The 22335-nt window shown below is 41.1% G+C and carries 24 protein-coding genes and 1 tRNA gene; 3 read left to right on the top strand and 22 right to left on the bottom strand.

What is annotated here, in order from left to right; translation table 11 throughout:
- On the top strand, positions 1-138 hold a 138-nt coding region (locus tag IEE86_RS18335), incomplete at its 5' end, for an IS3 family transposase (RefSeq protein ID WP_191098441.1).
- Between the two features lie 51 nt (positions 139-189).
- On the opposite strand, the gene IEE86_RS18330 is transcribed toward IEE86_RS18335, so the two are convergent.
- The 9 genes from IEE86_RS18330 to queG form a co-directional block, all read right to left on the bottom strand.
- Complete coding sequence (locus IEE86_RS18330) at positions 190-549, bottom strand: hypothetical protein (RefSeq protein ID WP_191098440.1); 360 nt, start codon at positions 547-549, stop codon at positions 190-192.
- Between the two features lie 13 nt (positions 550-562).
- Complete coding sequence (locus IEE86_RS18325; protein ID WP_191098439.1) at positions 563-1087, bottom strand: NAD(P)H-dependent oxidoreductase; 525 nt, start codon at positions 1085-1087, stop codon at positions 563-565.
- Between the two features lie 17 nt (positions 1088-1104).
- A complete protein-coding gene (locus tag IEE86_RS18320; RefSeq protein WP_191098438.1) occupies positions 1105-2724 on the bottom strand; it encodes a DHA2 family efflux MFS transporter permease subunit in 1620 nt (539 codons plus the stop codon).
- 39 nt (positions 2725-2763) lie between these two features.
- Entirely contained in the window at positions 2764-3396 is a 633-nt protein-coding gene (locus IEE86_RS18315; RefSeq protein ID WP_191098437.1) for a biotin/lipoyl-containing protein, read from the bottom strand.
- 362 nt (positions 3397-3758) lie between these two features.
- Entirely contained in the window at positions 3759-4922 is a 1164-nt protein-coding gene (yhbH, locus tag IEE86_RS18310) for a sporulation protein YhbH (protein WP_191098436.1), read from the bottom strand.
- Between the two features lie 140 nt (positions 4923-5062).
- A complete protein-coding gene (locus IEE86_RS18305; protein ID WP_191098435.1) occupies positions 5063-6958 on the bottom strand; it encodes a PrkA family serine protein kinase in 1896 nt (631 codons plus the stop codon).
- Between the two features lie 446 nt (positions 6959-7404).
- The gene (gene trmL / locus IEE86_RS18300; protein WP_191098434.1) at positions 7405-7878 is read right to left on the bottom strand and encodes a tRNA (uridine(34)/cytosine(34)/5-carboxymethylaminomethyluridine(34)-2'-O)-methyltransferase TrmL; all 474 of its coding nucleotides are present in this window, start codon (positions 7876-7878) and stop codon (positions 7405-7407) included.
- A gap of 43 nt (positions 7879-7921) precedes the next feature.
- On the bottom strand, positions 7922-8824 hold the full coding sequence (locus IEE86_RS18295) for an amidase domain-containing protein (protein ID WP_191098433.1): 903 nt from the start codon (positions 8822-8824) through the stop codon (positions 7922-7924).
- Positions 8825-8885: 61 nt separating this feature from the next.
- Complete coding sequence (gene queG, locus IEE86_RS18290; protein ID WP_191098442.1) at positions 8886-10034, bottom strand: tRNA epoxyqueuosine(34) reductase QueG; 1149 nt, start codon at positions 10032-10034, stop codon at positions 8886-8888.
- A gap of 83 nt (positions 10035-10117) precedes the next feature.
- Here queG and IEE86_RS18285 point away from each other — a divergent pair, with 83 nt between their 5' ends.
- Positions 10118-10714: a hypothetical protein gene (locus IEE86_RS18285; RefSeq protein ID WP_191098432.1), complete on the top strand. Its 597-nt coding sequence runs from the start codon at positions 10118-10120 to the stop codon at positions 10712-10714.
- Positions 10715-10812: 98 nt separating this feature from the next.
- Here the strand turns inward: IEE86_RS18285 and IEE86_RS18280 are convergent.
- The 12 genes from IEE86_RS18280 to IEE86_RS18225 form a co-directional block, all read right to left on the bottom strand.
- Positions 10813-10886, bottom strand: a tRNA-Gly gene (locus tag IEE86_RS18280).
- 127 nt (positions 10887-11013) lie between these two features.
- Positions 11014-11670, bottom strand: coding sequence for a putative periplasmic lipoprotein (locus IEE86_RS18275; RefSeq protein ID WP_191098431.1), 657 nt, complete (start codon positions 11668-11670; stop codon positions 11014-11016).
- 80 nt (positions 11671-11750) lie between these two features.
- Positions 11751-12032, bottom strand: coding sequence for a hypothetical protein (locus IEE86_RS18270; protein ID WP_191098430.1), 282 nt, complete (start codon positions 12030-12032; stop codon positions 11751-11753).
- A complete protein-coding gene (locus tag IEE86_RS18265) occupies positions 12029-12934 on the bottom strand; it encodes a PqqD family protein (protein ID WP_191098429.1) in 906 nt (301 codons plus the stop codon). Before IEE86_RS18265 ends, IEE86_RS18270 begins: the two co-directional genes overlap by 4 nt.
- The gene (locus tag IEE86_RS18260) at positions 12918-14384 is read right to left on the bottom strand and encodes a hypothetical protein (protein WP_191098428.1); all 1467 of its coding nucleotides are present in this window, start codon (positions 14382-14384) and stop codon (positions 12918-12920) included. The genes IEE86_RS18265 and IEE86_RS18260 overlap by 17 nt, the downstream gene beginning before the upstream one ends.
- On the bottom strand, positions 14362-15108 hold the full coding sequence (locus IEE86_RS18255) for an ABC transporter ATP-binding protein (RefSeq protein ID WP_191098427.1): 747 nt from the start codon (positions 15106-15108) through the stop codon (positions 14362-14364). Before IEE86_RS18255 ends, IEE86_RS18260 begins: the two co-directional genes overlap by 23 nt.
- Before the next feature lie 116 nt (positions 15109-15224).
- The gene (locus tag IEE86_RS18250) at positions 15225-15437 is read right to left on the bottom strand and encodes a hypothetical protein (protein WP_003211695.1); all 213 of its coding nucleotides are present in this window, start codon (positions 15435-15437) and stop codon (positions 15225-15227) included.
- A 542-nt stretch (positions 15438-15979) separates the two neighbouring features.
- Positions 15980-17122, bottom strand: a complete 1143-nt coding sequence (gene ssuD, locus IEE86_RS18245) for an FMNH2-dependent alkanesulfonate monooxygenase (RefSeq protein ID WP_191098426.1) — start codon at positions 17120-17122, stop codon at positions 15980-15982.
- A gap of 14 nt (positions 17123-17136) precedes the next feature.
- On the bottom strand, positions 17137-17889 hold the full coding sequence (locus IEE86_RS18240) for an ABC transporter permease (RefSeq protein WP_224741084.1): 753 nt from the start codon (positions 17887-17889) through the stop codon (positions 17137-17139).
- An 80-nt stretch (positions 17890-17969) separates the two neighbouring features.
- Entirely contained in the window at positions 17970-18959 is a 990-nt protein-coding gene (locus IEE86_RS18235; protein ID WP_191098424.1) for an aliphatic sulfonate ABC transporter substrate-binding protein, read from the bottom strand.
- Between the two features lie 14 nt (positions 18960-18973).
- The gene (locus tag IEE86_RS18230; RefSeq protein ID WP_191098423.1) at positions 18974-19741 is read right to left on the bottom strand and encodes an ABC transporter ATP-binding protein; all 768 of its coding nucleotides are present in this window, start codon (positions 19739-19741) and stop codon (positions 18974-18976) included.
- Positions 19742-19904: 163 nt separating this feature from the next.
- Positions 19905-20066, bottom strand: coding sequence for an FbpB family small basic protein (locus IEE86_RS18225; RefSeq protein WP_191098422.1), 162 nt, complete (start codon positions 20064-20066; stop codon positions 19905-19907).
- A 261-nt stretch (positions 20067-20327) separates the two neighbouring features.
- Here IEE86_RS18225 and IEE86_RS18220 point away from each other — a divergent pair, with 261 nt between their 5' ends.
- Positions 20328-21620: a homocysteine synthase gene (locus IEE86_RS18220; RefSeq protein ID WP_191098421.1), complete on the top strand. Its 1293-nt coding sequence runs from the start codon at positions 20328-20330 to the stop codon at positions 21618-21620.
- A gap of 41 nt (positions 21621-21661) precedes the next feature.
- Here the strand turns inward: IEE86_RS18220 and lepB are convergent, their stop codons facing one another.
- Positions 21662-22228 (bottom strand): signal peptidase I, encoded by a 567-nt coding sequence (gene lepB / locus IEE86_RS18215; RefSeq protein WP_191098420.1) that lies wholly within the window; start codon positions 22226-22228, stop codon positions 21662-21664.
- Positions 22229-22335: the final 107 nt, after the last annotated feature.

Genomic DNA, 22335 nt, shown 5'->3' with positions numbered 1-22335 from the left:
GAATTTGATGACATCGAACACTTCAAGCAACAACTTGAACAATATATTGACTACTACAATCACACACGTATAAAGACCAAACTAAAAGGCATGAGTCCGATACAATATCGAACTCATGCCTCGAAAGCTGTCTCATAAAAAACCCGCGTCTAAATTTAGGGGGTCACTTCAATGAAAGGTTCTTCTTTTTTATTTGTCCTTCTGCTTTAGCTTCTGCAAAGCAGAACGATACATATCATCATTCATTTTTGTTTCTGGTTCTTCTTTTTTGACAGGTGGTTCTGGCTGCTTAAACTTTTGAAGCGCCTGTCTATAGAAATCGTCGCCAGACACGTGTTCGTCCGTTTGAGAAGGCTCTGACGCTTTTACTTCTTCTTCAGGCTCTACAGGTCTCGCCGCAGCTTCTGGCTCGCTACGCGGCACGTCAGGCTGATTGGACACATCTTCCTTGACCTCTTCCTTCTCGGCCGAAGCGTGTCTGACATTGAACGCTACTAATCCGATAATGACTAGAACAGCAGCTACTAACGCTACAATAATCGTCGCCAAAAGAACCCTCTCCTTATCGCTTAAATGACGCAGTGACTGATGCTACACGTCTTCCTAATGCTTTCCCAAGTTCAATGCCTTCTGAGGAAATCAATTCATCAGAATCAATCGGACATGTCACACCTGCTCCATAGTAAGAACCGTATAAAGCATTCTCTGGAACATTTCCAGGAAGACCAACAACAAGCATCCCTTGATGGAACATTGGCGTGATCAAATTGTGCATCGTCATTTCTAAACCGCCATGCGTTGTAGCAGTTGTACAGAAAACAGCACCGACTTTATCGATGAGTTTACCTTCTGCCCATAAGTAGCCAAGACGGTCAATCCATGTCTTTAATCCAGAACTAATGGTACCAAAGTGACCAGGGCAGCCCCAAATGATCGCATCCATTTGATCAAGCTTGCGAATATCCGCATCTTTCACATGATCAATAAATACTTCAGCTTGCTCTGTTTCACCTGCGCCCGCTACAATCGCTTCTGCAAGTGCCTTTGTATGGTCACCTTCACTATCGTATACGACATAAATTTTCATGTACGGTCCCTCCACACTTATCTTGCATCTTGGTTTGCTTCCTTAGGTGCTGGAAGCAGCGTCATTTCCTGTTTCTTAGGTTGTTTTTCTTTTCGCTTTTTATCCTTACGTACATCACGCAAGAACAAGCTGAGAATCACACCAGCCGCACAGAATAATGTCACCCACATGTAAGCATCATTGATGCCCATCACGTTTGAATCGACCTGTGCTTTCGTAAAGAGCTGGGTGGATACATATTTTTGAGCAGCTTCAGCTGTCATGCCCATATGATGCATCACATTCGACACAGCCGTCTGGAATGAATTCATAAAGAATGGGTCAGCTGTATTTGTTTGATCCGCCATATTCGAATAATGGAATGTTGTTCGATTCGTATAAATTGTCGTGATCAAACTCGTACCGATTGATCCGCTAATTTGTCTTAATGTATTAGACATCGCTGTACCATGACTGTTTAAATGCTGTGGTAATTGGTTCATCCCAGCTGTCATCACTGGCATCATAAGGAGTGACATACCGAATGCACGCACTGCATACATGATCACAATGTGACTATAGGATGTATCAATGGTCAGCCTTGTAAACTCATACGTGGTGACAACAGTAATCAGCATCCCCACAATCGCAAGTGGACGAGGTCCAAATTTATCAAACAAAATCCCTGAAATCGGGGACATAATCAGCATCGCAAGTGCCCCTGGAAGCATCAATAACCCAGATTGTAATGCAGTAAACCCAACGAGGTTTTGCAGATAAATCGGAAGTAAGAACATCCCAGTGTATAAGGCAACGGTAATAATGATGTTAATGACACTCGATAACGAGAAAATGCTGTATTTAAACACGCGGAAGTCAAGCATCGGATTATCCGCTTTAAGCTGTTGGAAAATAAAGAGAATAATCGCAATCGCACCAATAATAATTGTTGATAAGACGATCGGATCTGTCCAGCCATCACTCCCCGCTTCACTCACTCCATAAAGAAGGGAAGCAAAACCAACGATAGAAAGAATCGCACCAAGGGTGTCCAGCTTGATTTTTTTAGGCTCTACAATATTTCTAAACATAAAGAAAGCCGCGATAATGACAATCGCACCAATTGGTACAAGGCCATAAAACATAATACGCCAAGAATAATGTTCAATAATGTAACCAGATAATGTTGGTCCTACAGCTGGTGCAAACATCATCGCAAGACCGAAAATCCCCATTCCTTTCCCCCTGTTTTCCGGAGGGAAAATAAAAAGGATTGTTGTCATCACGAGCGGCTGCAGGATTCCGCCACCGACTGCCTGAATCAAGCGGCCAATGAGCATCGTCGAAAAGTTCGGTGCAATACCGCAAATAAAGGTACCCAGTGTAAACGAGATCATGGCCACTAGGAATAAGCTGCGCTGTCCAAAACGTGTGATTAAAAACGCTGATAACGGAATCAGCACACCGTTGACAAGCATATAACCGGTTGTAAGCCACTGAATGGTCGTCGCACTGACATTAAATTCAGTCATTAAATGGGGCATAGCTACGTTCAGAAGCGTTTGGTTTAAAATCGCTACGAACAAGCCGGCCATTAAAATGATCAGTAAAGACAAGGAGCCTGCTCCCTGTTTTGTCGCTGCAGGTTGATTTGCCATCTCAGACAACCTCCTTTCATTTTTTGATATCAATCATCATTAAGAAGAAATTTTGACAGAAGCATTCATACCTGGAAGCACTTTGTCAGATGGGTTTTTAATTGAAATTTTCACTGCTACTTTTTGTGTTACTTTCGTATAGTTACCACTTGAATTTGTTGCTGGCAGCATGTTGAATGTTGAGTTTGTCGCGTAACCAATTTGTTCAACAGTTCCTTCGAATGTTGTATCAGGATCACCATCTACCACGATGTCAACTTTGTCGCCTTTTTCAATGTTCTTAATGTCTGTTTCTTTAATATTCGCTGTAATGTAAAGCTTGCTGAGGTCAATTGTTTCACCAAGAACGGTACCTGCCTGCACTTGTTGATTATTTTGTACTTCTTTTTTGACTAATGTGCCATCAGCTACTGCTTTAATGTTTGTTTTTGTTTCTCCTTCAACTTTTGCAACTGTGCTGTCTTTTTGCACTTCGTCACCTTCATTGATATCCCAGCCCTTGATTTGTCCAGCTGCTGGTGCTGTGATTTGATACATGTCTCCTGTCACTTTTGCCTCGTCTGTTTTGACAAAGTTTGTGCTTTCGTAATAGTAATAAGCACCTCCGGCAATAATGGCAAGAATCACAATAAGGCCAATAATATTCGTTAGCAATAAACGTCCTCTGTTCATGTTTTGTTTCTCCTTTCATGTATAAAAATATAGTGTCATCTGCTTTAGCAAGCTTAGAATGCCCATCATCTGACAGAATATGAAACAAGCTCATAAAGCTGTCATTTCCCCTTCATCTACTCCGCTGAAAAATGGTGTGCAGCCCATTTATACTTATTGTTCACTCATGAGCAAAGAGCAGAAAAAGAAGAAAAGACGATCGGCATCTTTTTTGAAAAACTTATATTTAACAAGATTAAATATTAATAAATGAAAATTGAAATGTCAAAGAGAAAGTTTCACTTTTTTCTGGAAATCCCTTCCTTTCTCACGCAAAAAAACCTTTCAGCCCTTATGCTGAAAGGTTTTTTCAAATGTGCTATTTAAGAAAGAACTTCTTCCTGCTGAAAAAATTTTTTTAGTGCGAGAAAAACGTCTGATTTTTGCTTCAAAATATAATGCTTAAATTTCTCATCTTGAATATGTTTATATGCTGACATTAATGTAGAATGCCGGTTATATTGGTTCACTTCACCATAGCAGAATAAATTGGCTTTTTTCATAATCTCTTGAACAAGCTTCACACATCGTGCATTGTCGGAAGTCAGATTATCACCATCAGAAAAATGAAAAGGATAAATATTATATCGCGAGGGCGGGTATCGTTCGTCTATGAGCTCTAGTGCCTTTCGATAGACAGAAGAACAAATGGTTCCCCCGCTCTCGCCACGCGAGAAGAAATGCTCTTCATCTACGACCTTCGCCTCCGTGTGGTGGGCAATAAATTCAATATCAACCGTCTCATACTTTGTCCGTAAGAAGCGTGTCATCCAAAAGAAAAAGCTCCGAGCCATGTATTTTTCCCAAAGCCCCATACTTCCGCTCGTATCCATCATCGCCAAAACGACGGCCTTCGACTCTGGTTTGGTCACTTCATTCCAAGTTTTATATTTGATATCCTCTGGATAGATCGGATAAAAGGAAGGACTGCCTGTCATCGCATTTCGTTTAAATGCTGACAGCATCGTTCGCTTTTTATGGATATTTCCTGTTAAGCCCGTTTTGCGAATATCGTTGAATTCTATTTGCTCGACAATGATGTCGTCAAGCTCCTTTTGTTTCAGGTTGGGCAGTTCTAGTTCACGAAACAGTGCTTCCTCTAGATCCATTAATGAAACTTCTGCTTCGTAATAATCCTCACCGGCTTGATCTCCCGCGCCCTGCCCCTTCCCTTGCCCTTGCTTACTGTCTGATCCATCACGCGCGACAACATCACCAACCTGGCTGTCTCCATCCCCTTGACCCACATGCTTATTCTTGTCATAGTTGTACCGAATTTTATATTCATCTAATGATCGAATCGGAATTTTGACAACATCTTTTCCATTAGACATGATGATACTTTCCTCTGTGACAAGATCCGGCAAATTGTTTTTAATCGCCTCTTTGACTTTTTTCTGGTGACGCTGCTGATCGTCAAAGCCTTTTCGATGGAGGGACCAGTCTTCCTGTGACACAATAAACTGACTTTTTTCTTGCCGGGACATCCATCCCCCTCCTCACCTGTTTGCACAATTCTTTTAACCATCGATTCCTTTATCGTATGCTGTCCGTCATTGATATGACGATCATTTCTAAAAAAGACATTACCGGTGCGGATGTGCGCCAATAATGCCTCCTTCATTTATTAACGATTCAGAAGACTGCCTACATATTTTAAAAGTTCATTTGCACTTGTTGAATTATAGCCATGCTCATCAATCAATCTAGCCACTACTTCGTTAACCTTTTTCAGCTGCTGCTCATCTGGCGTCTTCGTCGATGTCGTAATTTTGACCACATCTTTTAGATCAGCAAATAGCTTCTTCTGAATCGCCTCTCTTAATCTCTCATGCGAATTATAGTCAAAGCGTTTACCCTTTCTTGCATAAGCCGAAATACGAATAAGAATTTCTTCTCTGAATGCCTTTTTGGCATTTTCCGAAATTCCGATCTGTTCCTCAATGGAACGCATAAGCTTTTCATCTGGATTCATTTCTTCACCAGTTAATGGATCACGCAGCTTGTTTTTATTGCAGTAAGCTTCGACATTATCTAAATAATTATCCATCAGCGTTTTCGCAGACTCCTCATAGGAATACACAAATGCCTTTTGAACTTCCTTCTTCGCAATATCGTCGTACTCTTTTCGCGCAACAGAAATAAAATTCAAATAACGCTCCCGGTCCTCACTTGAAATAGACGGGTGCTGATCAAGCCCTTCTTTTAAGGAACGAAGGACATCCAGTGCATTGATCGACTCCATATTCTTTCGAATAATGGTAGATGAAATTCGGTTGATCACATACCGAGGGTCAATTCCGCTCATCCCTTCATCATGAAATTCCTTTTTCATCTCATCAATATCAACAGATTGAAAGCCTTCGACACTTTCTCCATCGTACAGACGCATTTTTTTCACCAAATCAATATCAGACCGTTTCGGCTCTTTGAGTCTCGTCAGAATAGAGAACATCGCTGCCACCTTCAGCGTATGCGGGGCAATATGCACATCTGAGACATCACTTTCTGAGATCATTTTATGATAAATTCGTTCTTCCTCAGTCACCTTTAAGTTATAAGGAATCGGCATGACAATAATTCTTGAATGCAACGCCTCGTTCTTCTTATTTGAAATAAATGACCGGTACTCGGTTTCATTCGTATGAGCGACAATCAATTCATCCGCACTAATCAAGGCAAATCGGCCTGCCTTGAAATTCCCCTCCTGCGTTAATGACAGAAGGTGCCATAGAAATTTCTCATCACACTTTAACATCTCCTGAAACTCCATCATCCCGCGGTTTGCTTTATTGAGTTCCCCATCAAAGCGGTAGGCACGGGGATCTGACTCTGATCCAAATTCAGCAATGGTTGAAAAATCGATGCTTCCTGTTAAATCAGCAATGTCCTGAGATTTCGGATCAGACGGACTAAAGGTACCAATGCCGGTCCGTTTATCCTCTGAGAAAAAGATCCGCTCAACCCTTACATCCTCAATTCTGCCGCCATATTCCTCTTCGAGCCTCATCATATTCAGAGGAGACAAATTTCCCTGCACACGAATGCCATATTCTCTATAAAAATCCTCCCGCAGATTTTGCGGAATGAGATGAAGCGGGTCTTCATGCATCGGGCAGCCTTTGATCGCATAGACTGCACCTTGATCTGTCAGAGAATATGCTTCGAGCCCTCTTTTCAGCCTAGTCACAAGCGTAGATTTCCCGCCGCTTACAGGTCCCATCAACAATAAAATGCGCTTCCGCACATCTAATCGCTTTGCAGCCGGGTGAAAATATTCCTCCACTAATCTTTCTAGTGATTCCTCTAATCCAAAAAGCTCCTGATCAAAAAATTTGTAGGTTCTGACCCCATTCTTCTCTTCAATCCCGCTGTCTTTAATCATATGATAAACGCGAGAATGAGCAGATTGAGCGACAAGTGGATTTTCCTTAATAATGTCTAAATATTCGCTGAATGTGCCTTCCCATTTGAGACGCTGCTCTTCTTCTCTGTGCTGTTCAATTTTCTTTAAAATATCCATATGAACCTCCTCTTTCAAGATTGAAGCTAGTAATCAGATACTGTTTTACAATCTATGCGGAGGCGTCCTATTACATGCTTTCGTTCTTCAAAATGACGAATTGGCAAACTGAATTGACAACCATCCGCACGACCCTTCATAATAAAGGAAAAACAGGAGAAAAATGATCTTCTTCTTCTGCTTTTCAAGACGAACTTCACATCATATGAAACAGGCAGCGGGCAGGAACAAAGGGATAAGGGGGAGCATATATGAGAACGGTCATTATGATGGGCGTCATCATTACGTTTTTAGTATCCATTTTCACAGCTGGCTACGAAGGCAAGCCTGGTAAATGAAAAAAAGGATGTTCCATCAGCGGAACATCCTTTTTTCATTTAGTTCGTTGTTTTCAGCACTTGCATATTTACTGTAGGCCGAGATACCGCTCGGCTTTTATCATGCTCTTATATAAGGTCTCGATATTGCTGCTGGCGAAGCGCCTCATACACTAGGATCGCTGCCGTATTCGATAGATTAAGCGAACGAACATGCTCTGTCATCGGTAAGCGAAGACACCGGTCCATATTTCGTTCAATCAAATCTTTCGGTAATCCACTTGTCTCTCTGCCAAAGACGAAGAAATAGTCTTCATCTACCTGAGAGTAATCAAACGTTGTATGCGGCTTTTGGCCAAATTTTGTGATATAGAAGAATTGTCCCTTCGGATGAGCATCAAACAATTCATCAAGCGAATCATGATAGACCACATTGGCATATTTCCAATAATCGAGCCCTGCACGCTTCAGCATTTTGTCATCTGTCGAAAAACCAAGCGGACGAATCAGATGAAGGGTTGTATTTGTTGCTGCACATGTACGCGCAATATTTCCAGTATTAGCTGGAATCTCTGGTTGATATAAAACGACATGAAGTCCCAAGAAAGTTCACCTCTAATTTTCTTTTCCGCTCAACATTATACCATTAACTATCCTTTGCGGCATCGTCCAAAATGTGAAAAAACATATAACGAATAGCTGGCGTATAGGCGGTCGAATCCTCATACGACCAATAACGCATACGGCTGTCATACGTCTGTGCATTCACAAGGGGCATCCCGCCTTTATCATGATCAACAACAATGGTTGTATGATTATACCTGCCATCACCCTCGAAATCATAGCAAATGACATCACCAATTTGAAGCTCCTGCGCTTCTTTTAGCTTCTTTGCCCTTAAACCCGCTTTAGAATTGACTAAATAGTTTTTCATCGAATGAGCCACTGTCCAGCTGTAGCTCCACGTATGGGGACGTACCCACCAGCCAGATCCGCGGTTCGGATACCCTCTCGTCGGCGCATTCCCTGCTTTCAAGCATTGTGAAATAAAATTTGTACAGTTATCTTCAAAATTTTTGTAGGCTGGATTCCGTTTATTCCAGTACGTCTCCGCATACTGCACGGCTGCCCGCCGGTCATAGTGAAAGGCTCTCCCGAATTGTTCCTCGTTTTGGAAACGCTCATCTTCCTGCTTTTCCTTGTGCCATTCCTCCTGCATCATACGATCTTTAACAAGCATGTCGTTATAAAGAAACGCTTCTCTTTTTTCCACCTGTTCCTCCAAATAAAAAGAATCGTCTACATCCTTACAGACATATGTGAGGTGAGCAAGGTATTGCACATGCTGAGCTCCATCATCCTGAATCGTTGAATCGAGAAGCTTTGCTTTTGCCTTCGCTTTCACAATCTCAACCTGTCTTCTAGCAAAAAGCTCTTTTTTTCGTTCTACTGCTTCCACATCAGACATGAGCTGTGGCTGTTTGATCGAATGGCCATTTAATAAATACGCCAGCCTGTCTTCTAACGTTTGCGCTAATAATTGTTTCACACAGACACCACCAAACTTTTTTAAACATCTCTGTTTGGTTTATTCTATGTTCGTAGGGATGTTATTTAGTATTTAAAGGTGTCTGTAAGAACTCAATCCCTTTCACAATCTCCTGTTTCGCTTCTTCATCACTTTCCCACTCAAGGGCTTTTTCCAGCTCTTTAAGCTGCTGCACATCGCCAATTTTGCCAATGGCCCAAGCGGCTGTACCTCGAATGACCGGTCTTGGATCCTTGTGCATCAATTCAATCAAAATTGGTAATGCAGATGTGTCTTTGAAATGAGCAAGTGCCAAAATGGCATTCCGCTGTATAGGCTTTTTCCCCCGCCATGATCCTGATACATGACCGTATTTTTCCTTAAATTCCCGATTGCTGATCGTTAGGAGGGGCTTTAAAAGCGGTTTTGCAATTTCAGGGTCCGGTTCCATTTCTGGATGCAGATGAAAGTCTTTTCCTTTATTGATTGGGCAGACGATTTGGCACGTATCACACCCATACAAGCGGTTCCCTATTTTCGAACGGAACTCGTCAGGCAAAAACCCTTTTGTTTGAGTTAAAAACGAAATACACCTTTGAGAATTCAGCTGTCCTGGATTCACAAGCGCACCCGTTGGACACGAATCCACACATTTATTGCACGTTCCGCACTGATCTTCAATTTTCTCATCCGGTTCAAATGGGACATTTGTGATCATTTCAGCCAAGTATACATAAGAGCCGAACTCTGGCGTGATAATCATACAGTTCTTAGCACTAAAACCAATGCCAGCGCGTTCAGCTACTGCACGATCAGACAGTTCCCCTGTATCCACCATTGATTTTGTTCGAATATCGACATGTTTGCTTCGCAAAAATTCCTCGAGCATATCGAGCTTTTTTTTCAATACAACATGATAATCGGTTCCCCATGAAGCCCTGCAAAAGATGCCCCTTCTCGCATCCTTTGTGCTTCGAGGAGCATCTTTCATTTTGGAAGGATACGCGAGCGCTATCGCAACAATTGATTTGGCCTTTGGAAGCAGCAAAGAAGGGTTCGTTCGTTTTTCGATATCAGGCTCTTCAAAGCCGGACAAATACCCTAACGATTCATGTAAGATGAGGCGGTCCTTTAATGAATCAAATGTATCAGCACTTGCAAATCGAATTTTATCGACACCAATTTCTTTCGCATATTGAATCAATTCTTCTTTTAATTCTCCAACATGAATCACCTTGCAAACCTCCTTTCTTTGTTTCTTCTGTTGTTTTCAGTATAATACGAGTGTATCATGACCGATTGGAGTGAGTCACTGTGAAGATACATATGGAAAATTCTCATCCTAAAAGCCCGTCTATCGATGTTGGACAGATTGAATATTCCCATATTGAAGTCGGTACATCCCCTCAAATGTTAAAGGGGCGATTACGCCTGTTTCAAGAATCTTTATTTTTTGAATACGAAGATAAAATATTAGAAGAAATACCAGCGATCAAAGAATGGACGGATCTTTTGAAAGACGTTCCTTTCCTTCCACTTCTTTCTCGTATCCAAAAGGAACAATTTATTGACTCGACCAATTCCGTACAGGATTTGTCGATATTTTTCTCATTAAAATATTTCTTACCCATCCTGACTTTAGATGCCGATCAATTGAAAGGGCCACTTTCATTATTTAAGAATGATACTGGCCAAATTGAATGGCAGGACGGCGCAGGGCTTAAAGGGTTATTATCTGAAGCCAGTAAAGCACAAATTTCTCAAGACACACATAACATTCTTCAAATCATCCTTTTCCCGCCATCTATTTCCCGGGAAAAGAGTGAAGCGCTTATTCAATCCTTGACGAAGATGTTTATACAAATACATGGTGGAGATAGCACATATGAACTCATTGAAAAAGCACTGTAGCCTGACAGTGCTTTTTCACATTATACTGACATAATAAAAAACGCAACACTTCGTTTATCTAAGAAACGAAATACTGCGTTATAAACAAAATTATGTATTGGAGCGGGTGATGAGAATCGAACTCACGACATCAGCTTGGAAGGCTGAGGTTTTACCACTAAACTACACCCGCATCAATCTTTTAAAAGCAACGTCATCGCGTTGACTTTTATTATGTTACAACTTTCTTAACAATTCGTCAAGAGAATATGAAGATTTTTCGTCAAAAAACTTCATATTCTTCTCATATATTACGATAGTTATTTATCGAGCTGAATATAAAATAAGTAGGCGTGTGACTTATTCTTCAGCGCTTGCTTAGGATTGTTCTCAATCTCTTCAAGCATCGGTGAATTTCCGTCTTTCCCCATTGCCGCTGTATACGCAATCAGTGCCTTTCCTCCAGAAGAGACTTTGACAGTATCAGATTGTGCAGAAAAAACATAATCACTTACTTTGAACGGAAAGCTTGCTGTTGCTTTTGTCATTCCCTCATTCTTGTTGTCTGACCACATACTAAATTGTGATTCATATGTATCTTTCTCATGCCTTAACTGTAAAAGTACATTCATCGTTTGGTCGGTACCATCCTGATGTAAAGTAAAGGTGGCAGATGATGCTTCCTTATTAGCTAATCGGCCATTTTTGTAATGACTCCCGATAAACGTAATACTCTTATCCTTCTTCGTTAATCCTTTTATTGTTAAAGCCACCATTTCATTAGTAGTTGATGCTTCTAGTAAGTTCTTTTCTTTTTTTGTCAGTTTCATTTTTTCGATCGTTACTTGCTTCTTTGTAGCAGACTCCGTGTTTATTGTAGATACCGTCTTCTCGGTTTGCGTGGTTTCTTCGGCCTTCTCACCGCATCCTGCTAATAGAAAAACAGTGAATATAAGAACACTCCATTTTTTTAACATTGAGATCCCCTTTGATGTTTTTTATTTTCTATTATACTAAAATTTGGTTGAATATACAAAAAAAGATTAGGAGAATTCTCCTAATCTTTCGCTTTTTTCTGCTTCATGACTGATAAGATGGCCACAATGAGAAAACTCCCCGCAAAAATCACCATCATATAAATAAAAAAGTTTGGCTTGATCTGAAAAGTAAATGCGGATGAACCTTCCATCTCAAAAGCGAGACTGTTAAATAATAAAGCATCATTCGTTTTTGATTGAAATAAATGATAGAACAATACACCGATTGTCAGCATCGGAAAGCCTAAGAATCCTAGAAAACCGCCAACTATAGCACCTTGTTTCATTGCCTGAACGTTCATGATCGCTGTCCTCCCATCCCACCAAGCAATAGCTGCTTCATAATGGATTTACCATCCCCCATAAACGGAAGAAGATAGAGTAATTGAATAAAATACGTAATTGAAAAAATGAAAAAACCTGTCGAAATCGGGTTTTCTTTTAGAAATAAAATGGTCACAATGATCCCTGCTGCGCCAATGACACCTGGCAAAAGCGGACCAAGCAGCGTAATCCATACTTGCTTTTTCTGAAACGGATCTAATACGGGTCTCACAAATTTCACAGACATCAAATCGCTCGCAAAAAAACCTTGAGGACCATCCCGTCCCGCAAACCTCCGATGTGCATAGCCATGTGCTGCCTCATGTAAGGCGGTCCCGGTAATTAATCCGAAATAAATAATCGTAAAATAAATCGCAATGGCTGCAATCGACGGGTCAGGAATGAATAAAAAGGCGATTCCTGCCATGACCATGAACAGCGCCCAGAAAAAAATGATTTTGCGCGTCACCATAAGCAAGGCCGTCCCCAGTATTTGCAAAAACGAGTGTCCCGTGCAATCAAACCGTTCCTTCATCTTTACTTGATACTGCTTAAAAAATTGACAGCAGGCTGTGACCATCCGATATGGCGATTGATAATGAATAGATAGCAAATGATGCTGATTCAGCCACATCATCAGTTGATAAAAATCACGAGCAATCACAGACTCATCGACCTGAAACAAATCGGCAAGCTCTGCCGTAATACTCGCTTCTGTCCGCTTGCCGTCCACTTTCGTTAACATATGGTATGCACTTTCATTAATCGGGAGTGTGCTTCCATACTGCCTATCAGTCAAATGTCTCTTTTGTAAGGTCACATACGGCCCAAGAGCCGGTACCCGCTCAATCTTTAGCTTATTGTTAAGAAGTTGAATCATGTGAATACCTCCATGAAAAACCTTTGTATATGGCAAAGATGAGCAGACATTCAAATCCTGCTACAAGCAGCCACTGAAGCATTTGACTCGATTCCCCTATGACATAATTTCCAATAAAAACAATCGGAATCATGAGTAAAATAAGCGCTCCAAATGAAAAAATGCCCGTGTATGGATTGTTTCGATCAAGCGGAAGTAAAATACCCACCACATAAAAAAGCGCAGTGGCATTGCATAACACAGCGGCTCCAATCAATACGTTCCAAATCTGATCAGGAAGCGTCAGCGTTGTCAGCATGAATAAAACAATTTGCAGGACACCAACAAGCAAAAGGCCGATAAACTTATACAGAGCCACTTCCCACGATCTCAGGCCAAACGTTTTATACATCCCTAGCATTCGTTTATCATTGCCAAATGAATTGAAGGCGGTTAATCCAGCGAGAGCGCAGAGAACAAAAAATGCTTCTTCTTCAAAGCGGAACCCAAACTGATAACGGACGAATAAGATCACAATGAGGAGAATGAGAAAGTTTAAAATATTTTCTTCATTTCGCACCTGTGATTTCATTTCCTTTACAATAAGTGACCATTTTTTTGAAGAAGAGAACGGCAGCTTGTTTAAAAAGGTTAACGCTTTTTTCTCTGCCATAATCGGCATCATCGCAAGAGAAAGAAAGGCGCCGCCCGCCGATAAAAGGATAAACAGAATCAAAATTGCATAGTTTACCCCTTCAGGAGACATTCCTTGAGCCGCTAAGAAAAACGGTGCTGTAAAATACATCAAATGATAATCAAACTGTACATATGATTGCTGAATTTGACTGATATCAAAATGCGTCATTCCATACGCTACAACCAGTGCTAATAAAACAAAGATCGCTGCAAATTTTTGCAACGGTAATTTTAATTTCAGAACGACCAAATACGTCATATTATAAATGAGTTGCAAAAGCATTAAGACAAAAAGCGATTGCAAAAGCACCATTAAAAAGAACGTAAAAATAAAGTAAACACCTATTCCCTGGGCAATAAAGTTAGGTAAAAGCAAAATACCGATAAAAAATAAAACAAGCCCTGTCACCACTGTCACCATCGGAATGAAGTATCCAAGACTTTTCTGAAAGGTAGAGAGCGGGAACCAGCTGAGCTGCATCGAAAAGCGGTCTTGTTCAGGCGTTCTGACCTTGATCAGAACAAATAACAAGCTTGTAAAAATGGATGCATTGATGGCCATCGACACAACAAGTAATCCAAGTGAACGTTCATCCCCATTTAAGAAAGCCTTCATAAAAACACCCGTAAAACTGTATCCGATGATGGCCCCCATTGTGACTGCAAACAAAAAGAATAAGACCACAATGATTCGCTTCGTTTGAGTATCAAAGAGCTTATACATCTCCTGCTGCCACATTTTAAGCATCATTTTAGAAATGATTAATGATTTCATCAAAATGTGCACCCCTATCACTTAACATTGAAGCTTTCAGAAACACCTGTTCCAGTGTGCTTGATTGATACTTCTCCTTTAAAGCTGGGACCGTTCCTTCGTCCATTTTATTTCCCTTAGAAATAATGGCGATTTTGTGGCACAGCTCTTCCGCTGAAAGCATATCATGCGTTGAAAGCAAGATTGCACCATGGTTCTCGGCATAACGCTTCATCAGTTTCTTTGTGTTTATAACCGCTTCAATATCAAGTCCTCTAAAGGGCTCATCCATGATCACCAATCGACTATCAAGCATAAAGGCGGCAATCAGCTGTGTCTTTTTTTTCATACCATGTGAATAGGTTTCGATCGGTCTTGATAAAGCCGAGTCCATATCAAACAGTTCAATTAGTTGATTTCTTCTATGAATTGTTTTACATTCATACATAGAAGAAACAAAATCTAAATATTCAGCACCAGTCAATGCTTCAGGGAGCAGCAGGTCATCTGGAATATAGGCTACTTGTTTTTTAAAGGATGGATCATCATTTGTGACATCCTGCAAGTGAACTGTTCCTTTTGTATGCTTAATGATGCCGAGTATACAATTAATCATCGTTGTTTTACCAGATCCATTGGGTCCAGCAACAGCAACGATTTGATGAGGGGCAATCTTTAAATGAAAGTCATTGACAGCAGTCACATTATTTTTATACGTCTTGGTTAAATTCTCGATCGTAAACATATAACCTCCAAGTGTCTGCATATTCTTTTAAAAACAGATCAGGCTAAACCGCCCGCCACAGACGGTTTAGCCCTGGTGTCTTATCTAAGAAGTAAAAAGATGAATCCTAAGTATAGCTACTTACATTCAATTTGGACTTTTAAGCCACTTTCCCACTGAACGGCTCCTGTAAAGCTACCCTTGCCGTTTGCTAAACACCAAACTGCTGCTCCTAGAACAACTGTTGCTCCCAATCCAAGAAGGACAGCAACAAATACTAAGAACCAAGCTTGGTCCATAATAGCAGGTTCCATAGTGGAATAGTCAACTTGCGGCGCTGCATAAGTCATACTTTTCACCTCCCAGCTTATGATGATCGTATCATAGGCGTTACACTCCAAACATCAACAGAAGATCCCATTTTTGACCGAACATACCTTCGGATAAAATGTGACTTTTTATTCAATTATTCTCTTTAAAATACATAGACCCTCCCTTATTCACTAGATTTTGCCACTCCATTCGAACCACCGAACCCATATAATGTCAATTAAACCATCTTTTTTCTTCTTTTTTTGAAATAGTCCATTCTTATCATCTCCTTTATATATTCTTTCTTTTTTGTGAGCTAGAAAGAATTCCCCCGATATATCAGATATAAAAGTCCTGTTTATATGTCGTTAAGCCACCAATTATGAAATATTTACTGATAATTCCGATAAAAGAGTGAGTATATTTTCCTTCTTCTCTTGCCACTTAAAATATGTATATACAAGAAAGCGCATTGGGAAAAAAGCCCTTACCTTCTTCAGCGGTACACAACATATGGCTCGCCTTTCTTTCTATGAAAAAAGCAAAGCAGCGACCACCAACTGCTTTGCTTTTTCAATATTTATGAGGAACTTGCAGCAGAGGCTGTATCAGGAAAGTAATGATTCCCAATGATTTCACCAGCTGGCACATGTGGTCCTGCATCGCCATGATGCTTAAATGGAAGGAGCGGGAAAACAAGTTCTGCTAAATAATAAGCTTCTTCCAAGTGCGGATATCCAGAAAATATAAATGTATCAATCCCTAGAGACTGATATTCTATTATACGATCTGCCACGGTTTGCGGGTCTCCAACGAGGGCTGTTCCTGCACCGCCACGTACTAAACCAATGCCTGCCCAAAGATTTGGGCTAATTTCAAGTTTGTCTTTATTCCCTTGATGTAATTCCACCATTCGTCTTTGGCCAACCGAGTCCATCCCCTGTAAAGCCTTTTGCGCCTCATCAATGGTCTCTTGATCTAAATGACGAATGAGATGTTCTGCTGCCTGCCATGCCTCCTCTTCTGTTTCTCTCACGATCACATGAAGACGAATGCCAAACTTCACCGTTCTTCCTTCCTTTTCAGCCTGTTTCTTCACTTGTGCGATTTTTTCCTTTACTTGTTCAGGCGGTTCGCCCCAAGTTAAATAAACATCTGTATGCTTAGCGGCTGCTTGAATTCCTGCTTCTGATGATCCGCCAAAAAAGACAGGTGGATGGGGCGATTGAACTGGCGGGAATAATAGCCGGCCATTCTCCATCTGTAGATGCTTCCCTTGAAACTGTACATGCTCTCCTTTCAATAACCGCTTCCAAATCGTCAAAAACTCTTCGGTTGCCTCATAGCGTTCATCATGAGAAATGAATAATCCATCTCCTGCAAGCTCTTCTTTACTTCCTCCCGCTACAACATTGATCAGCAGCCTCCCGCCTGAAAGACGATCTAAAGTAGAAGTCATTCTGGCAGCAACCGAAGGCTGCATAAGCCCTGGTCTAAGGGCCACAAGGAACTTTAAATGAGTTGTTTCGGCAGCTAAAGCAGCTGCCGTCAGCCATGGATCTTCACAGGATCTCCCTGTAGGCAGCAAGACCCCTGTATACCCAAGCTGATCAGCAGCTTGTGCAATTTGTTTAAAATATGGATAGTCTGCCTTTCTTGCCCCTTTCGATGATCCTAAATAACGACCGTCTCCATGCGTTGGAATAAACCATAGAATATTCATCATATCTCCCCCTGTTATTTTTCCCCTTGATAACTTGTGCGCCATTTGAGCAGTCGCTTTTCTAACAAACGTACAAAGGAATCTGTCAGCTTACCTACTACCGCAAAAATGATAATTCCTACAAACACTTTATCCGTTTGAGAGAATTGCCTTGCATCCATGATCATATAGCCGACGCCACTGCTTGAGCCCATCAACTCAGCTACCACTAGACCAAGCCAAGCAATTCCTAATGATAGCCTCACGCCTAGAAGAATATGTGGAAGAGCAGCAGGTAAAATCAGCTTTGTAATGTTGTGATACAGATTAAATTCTAAAGCGCGAGCCACATCAAACAGCTTATTATCTACACTGCGAATCCCTAAAAAGGTATTAATATAAATCGGAAAAAAAGCACCAAGTGCAATCAATAAAATTTTCGCCGTTTCATCAAAGCCAAACCAGAGAATGAATAAAGGAGTGACCGCTAAATGAGGAACTGTTCTTAGCATTTGCAAGGTCGGGTCCACATACTGCTCTGTTTTCCGAGAAAACCCCACACATACGCCAAGCATTAGCCCTAAACCTCCCCCAAGTAAAAATCCACATATTGCTCGATAAAGACTGATGTAAAGATGGCCAAACAATTCACCAGAACGGATCAACTCTCGAAAAGATTCCGCAATCATGGCGGGCGAAGGAAGCACAGTTGAAGAAACGATTTGAGCACTAGCTATACCTTGCCAAATAGCAATGAGTAGAACGGGTAACACCAGTCCCTTTAACATATGGAAAGATGAAGCCTTTCTCCTTTTTTTCTTCGTCCGTTCGGTTTTAGTTGCTAGAGCTGGGTTAGAAATAGCTTTCATCAATCCTTCTCCTCTTTCAGCATGTTTTCAATAAACGAATTGTCTACCACCTGATTTACATCTATCTTCCGCTGGATCGCCTTTGTTTTATATTGAAAATCAGCGGTATGCTGCTGGGCGTTTATGATCTTCTGAGAAATGGGCTCATTGAGCGGCTCCGTATTGTTCAATACTTGTTTCACGACCTTCTGATCTAAATTTTTCAAACGTGCATAGAGGGTAACAGCCTCTTCTTTATGTGCTTTCTGCCATTTCACCGCATGGTCATATACCTTTAAGAATTGCACCACTAGTTCAGGATGCTGATCGGCAAACCCGGTTCTCACTAGAGTGAAACCTGGAGAATATAAATCCGTCGATTCGCCATTTACCAGCAGCGTGGCTCCCTTCTGTATCGTTTCGAGTGATAGGAACGGCTCCCAGATCGACCAAGCATCGACAGACCCATTCTCAAACGCAGATATCGCTTCATCAGGCTGAAGCTGAATGATCTGAACATCCTTCGCAGATAATCCTGCCTGATCTAATACTTTGTATAAAAAATCAAACCCACTGCTTCCTTTGGCAACGGCGATTTTTTTTCCTTTTAAGTCTTCTATTTTTTGAATCGCACTGTTCTTGTTTACTAAAATACCGTTTGCTTTCAAGCCATCCTGAGATAAACCAATTTCCTTAAAATCAATTCCTGCTGCTTGACCGGCTATGACAGGTGAGTTTCCAACCTGTGAAAAATCTAATTGATTTGCAGCAAGCCCTTCAAATTGGGGAGGGCCACTTTGAAACTCCACCCACTTTACCTTCACGCCTTCTTTTTCAAAAGATTGTTCAAACCAGCCCTTTTCCTTTGCTAAAAGCAGCGGGCTTAAACTTTGCTGAATCCCAATCCGAATCTCTTTCACCTTGTTTTCTGATCCATCTGCTGCTTGATCACACCCTGCTAATACAAGGAGGAGAATCAAAAAGAGAGAGATCCTTTTTTTCTTTTTCATGCCATTTGTCCCCCTTAAATTCCTGATCCATCCGTCAGTAACAGCTCATCTGTTTTCTCAAATTCTGAAAGCACCTTTTGTCTTAAGCTTTGAAAAGCTGTTGACGTTCTATCGCGCGGAAAAGGTAAGTTCACGGGAAGAATTTTATGAATGCGACCAGGCTTTGCTTGTAACAGCACAATTTCATTTCCTAAATAAATGGATTCATCAATATCATGAGTAACGAGCACCATCGTTGTTCTTTTCTTCTGCCAAATGTCCAGCAGCACATCCTGCAAGTGTTTCCGTGTGAATGCATCCAGCGCACCAAATGGTTCATCAAGCAATAAAATCTCCGGTTCACGAAGGAGTGCTCTTGCGATGGCAACCCGTTGTGACATCCCGCCTGAAAGCTCATGTGGATAAGCGTGTTCAAAACCTTTTAATCGGACAATTTCAATCAATTCATCCACTTTATGACGTACATCTGATCGTTTTAAATTGAAATTGGCAGCGATGTTTTCTTCGACCGTGAGCCACGGAAACAAACGATGCTCCTGAAAGATAAAGCCCTGTTTTATTCCCGGTTCTGTAATACGCCTTTCCCCTATCACGATTTGTCCATCATACTCTGTATCAAGCCCTCCAATCATCTTTAGCAATGTACTTTTTCCGCATCCGCTCGGACCAATCACCGTCACGAATTCACCAGTCACGATGCTAAGCCTCAAGTCTTCAAGCACTTGAATGGTTTGTTTCTCCTTCCAAAAGGACTTATCCACAATATCAATTGAAATCGTCAATGAAACCTCCACTCCTCTTGTCATCAGACATAAGCACAGAAAGGCCCTTATCCCAAATGAGAGATAAGAGCCTTCGTGTTGTCCGATCAGCTAGTCATATTGATTTGTTAGCACCATCCTAAAACAGATTATTCATATAAATCAACTATATTTTATAAAATGGTTAGTTCGACCTTGTATGCTTTTCATCAATTCGATCGTAAATCGCTTCTATTCGTTCCTGATTGCTGTAAATCTCATATTTGTTCCGCTCAATCAATATGTCTAGTGTGAGGTCCATATGTTTTCTGTATTTTTTTCGTTTTTTCTTTTTCTTCACGTTCATCATCCTTTCTCATTGAAATAAAAAAAGGCCCTTCACCCATGCTTGAGTGATAGAGCCTTCGGTTGACCGATCAGCTATTTTGATTCATGTTTTCAGTAAGCTTATGTTAATACACACTATTCCGACCTGTCAACTATATTTATTGTTTTTTCAGATTTATCTAAAAAATGATTGACCAAGCATGAAACAAGATTTATAGTCTTATTAAATATTTCTTATCAAAGTAGTTGGTTTTATCTAACAAAAGGAGGATACACACATATGTCAGAAGAACTTCAATTTCGTTTAGAAACAAAAGCCATTCACGCAGGTCAGGAACTTGATTCAGCGACCTACTCAAGAGCCGTGCCTATTTATCAAACAAGCTCTTTCGGTTTTAGAGATAGTGAGCATGCGGCGAATTTATTCGGACTGCAGGAACCTGGAAATATTTATTCACGTATTATGAATCCTACAAACGACGTGTTTGAAAAAAGGATCGCTGAGCTTGAAGGCGGAATTGGTGCACTCGCTGTTTCTTCTGGACAAGCAGCAACCACTTACTCTATTTTAAACATTGCAGGAGCCGGAGACGAAATTGTATCCTCCAGCAGTCTTTATGGAGGTACTTACAATCTATTTGCTCATACATTAAAGAAGCTCGGGATTACCGTGAAATTTGTCGATTCATCCAACCTCGAAGAACTTGAAGCAGCAATTACGGATAAAACAAAAGCAGTCTATGCAGAGAGCATCGGGAATCCAAAAGGCGACATTTTACATATTGAAGCCGTCTCAGCCATTGCACACAAGCACCATATTCCGCTTATTGTGGACAATACGCTCGCCAGCCCCTATTTATTAAGACCGATCGAGTTTGGTGCAGACATCGTCGTCCACTCAGCGACGAAATTCATTGGTGGTCATGGAACATCAATTGGCGGTGTCATCGTCGATAGCGGCAAATTTCCTTGGGCTGATAGTGATAAGTTCAAAGGGCTGACGGAACCAGATCCAAGTTATCACGGCCTAACGTATACAGAAGCGATTGGAGAAGCTGCTTATATTACAAAAGCACGTGTACAGCTATTACGTGATTTAGGAGCTGCACTGTCACCTTTCAACTCATTTTTACTTCTTCAAGGCTTAGAAACATTGCACCTGCGGCTCGAGCGGCATAGTGAGAACGCGCTAAAAACAGCGAAATTTTTACAAGACCATCCTCTTGTAGAGTGGGTAAGCTATCCAGGCCTTGAAGGTCATGAATCCTATGATCTGGCTCAAACATATTTACCAAAAGGACAAGGCGCGATCCTCACATTTGGTATTAAAGGTGGCCGAGAAGCAGGTAAAAAACTCATTGATTCTGTACAGCTTTTCTCTCACCTTGCAAACGTGGGCGATTCTAAATCACTGATCATTCATCCTGCCAGCACAACACATCAACAATTAAGTGAGGCAGAGCAACAAGCAACAGGTGTCACACCAGAACTCATTCGTTTATCTGTTGGAACGGAAGCGATTGAAGATATTCTGGCAGATCTAGAACAGGCGATTTCAAAAAGTCAGTCTTAACCAAACAAAAAAGCACACGCCTGTGTGCTTTTTTTGTTTGATTAGTGATTGATTAATCGAATATCTTGGAAGGGATAAAACACAAATGATGTGGTCCCTTGAATATCACTCTTTGTAAAAAGACCTAAGCCGTTGCGGCTGTCCATTGAATTTTGGCGATTGTCCCCCATGACAAAGTACTTTCCTTTTGGAACAGTCAGAGGGCCAAAATCAGGTGTCAGCAAAGTGCCATCTGCAGCTGCTTTCTTTTTGTTTGACGCTAAGTAAGGCTCCGCCACTTTTTTTCCATTAACATATAGCTGATCATTTTTCATTTCAATTTTATCACCAGGTAAACCAATCAATCGTTTGACATAATGAGTGCTGCGGTCTTCCCCATCAAGAACAATGATCTGTCCCCGTTTATAATCACCGAAATAATCAACCGTTTTATTCACAAACACCCGCTCTGTATCATGCAATGTCGGATACATGGAAGATCCTTTGACAATGTAAGGCGCGAATAAAAAGTTCCGAATGATAAAAACAGCAATAAATGCGATTAAGATGGCTTTGATCCAGCCCCATAATTCTGATCTCTTTTTTTGTGTTTTTGTATTTGTTGTCATAAGCTCCTCCTGAATTCCCCAAGGACGAAATGTGTGTCACCAGCTGCCAGCCGGCGTCACGCTTGTTTCTCCCTAAATATAAACATATTTTGCCAACAAATCAAGCG

Source organism: Bacillus crepusculi, from assembly GCF_014764715.1.
GTDB lineage: Bacteria > Bacillota > Bacilli > Bacillales > Bacillaceae > Bacillus.
Note: the sequence above shows the minus strand (reverse complement) of the source record. Positions and strands in the feature narration are given on the sequence as shown.

Bases quoted from the DNA above. Each gene is read 5' to 3' on its own strand.
- IEE86_RS18325 (WP_191098439.1), bottom strand. From the start codon at position 1,087: ATGAAAATTTATGTCGTATACGATAGTGAAGGTGACCATACAAAGGCA.
- IEE86_RS18320 (WP_191098438.1), bottom strand. From the start codon at position 2,724: ATGGCAAATCAACCTGCAGCGACAAAACAGGGAGCAGGCTCCTTGTCT.
- IEE86_RS18315 (WP_191098437.1), bottom strand. From the start codon at position 3,396: ATGAACAGAGGACGTTTATTGCTAACGAATATTATTGGCCTTATTGTG.
- yhbH (WP_191098436.1), bottom strand. From the start codon at position 4,922: ATGTCCCGGCAAGAAAAAAGTCAGTTTATTGTGTCACAGGAAGACTGG.
- IEE86_RS18305 (WP_191098435.1), bottom strand. From the start codon at position 6,958: ATGGATATTTTAAAGAAAATTGAACAGCACAGAGAAGAAGAGCAGCGT.
- IEE86_RS18275 (WP_191098431.1), bottom strand. From the start codon at position 11,670: ATGTTAAAAAAATGGAGTGTTCTTATATTCACTGTTTTTCTATTAGCA.
- IEE86_RS18270 (WP_191098430.1), bottom strand. From the start codon at position 12,032: ATGAACGTTCAGGCAATGAAACAAGGTGCTATAGTTGGCGGTTTTCTA.
- IEE86_RS18265 (WP_191098429.1), bottom strand. From the start codon at position 12,934: ATGATTCAACTTCTTAACAATAAGCTAAAGATTGAGCGGGTACCGGCT.
- IEE86_RS18260 (WP_191098428.1), bottom strand. From the start codon at position 14,384: ATGAAATCATTAATCATTTCTAAAATGATGCTTAAAATGTGGCAGCAG.
- IEE86_RS18255 (WP_191098427.1), bottom strand. From the start codon at position 15,108: ATGTTTACGATCGAGAATTTAACCAAGACGTATAAAAATAATGTGACT.
- IEE86_RS18250 (WP_003211695.1), bottom strand. From the start codon at position 15,437: ATGACTTATGCAGCGCCGCAAGTTGACTATTCCACTATGGAACCTGCT.
- ssuD (WP_191098426.1), bottom strand. From the start codon at position 17,122: ATGAATATTCTATGGTTTATTCCAACGCATGGAGACGGTCGTTATTTA.
- IEE86_RS18240 (WP_224741084.1), bottom strand. From the start codon at position 17,889: ATGTTAAAGGGACTGGTGTTACCCGTTCTACTCATTGCTATTTGGCAA.
- IEE86_RS18235 (WP_191098424.1), bottom strand. From the start codon at position 18,959: ATGAAAAAGAAAAAAAGGATCTCTCTCTTTTTGATTCTCCTCCTTGTA.
- IEE86_RS18225 (WP_191098422.1), bottom strand. From the start codon at position 20,066: ATGAACGTGAAGAAAAAGAAAAAACGAAAAAAATACAGAAAACATATG.
- IEE86_RS18220 (WP_191098421.1), top strand. From the start codon at position 20,328: ATGTCAGAAGAACTTCAATTTCGTTTAGAAACAAAAGCCATTCACGCA.
- lepB (WP_191098420.1), bottom strand. From the start codon at position 22,228: ATGACAACAAATACAAAAACACAAAAAAAGAGATCAGAATTATGGGGC.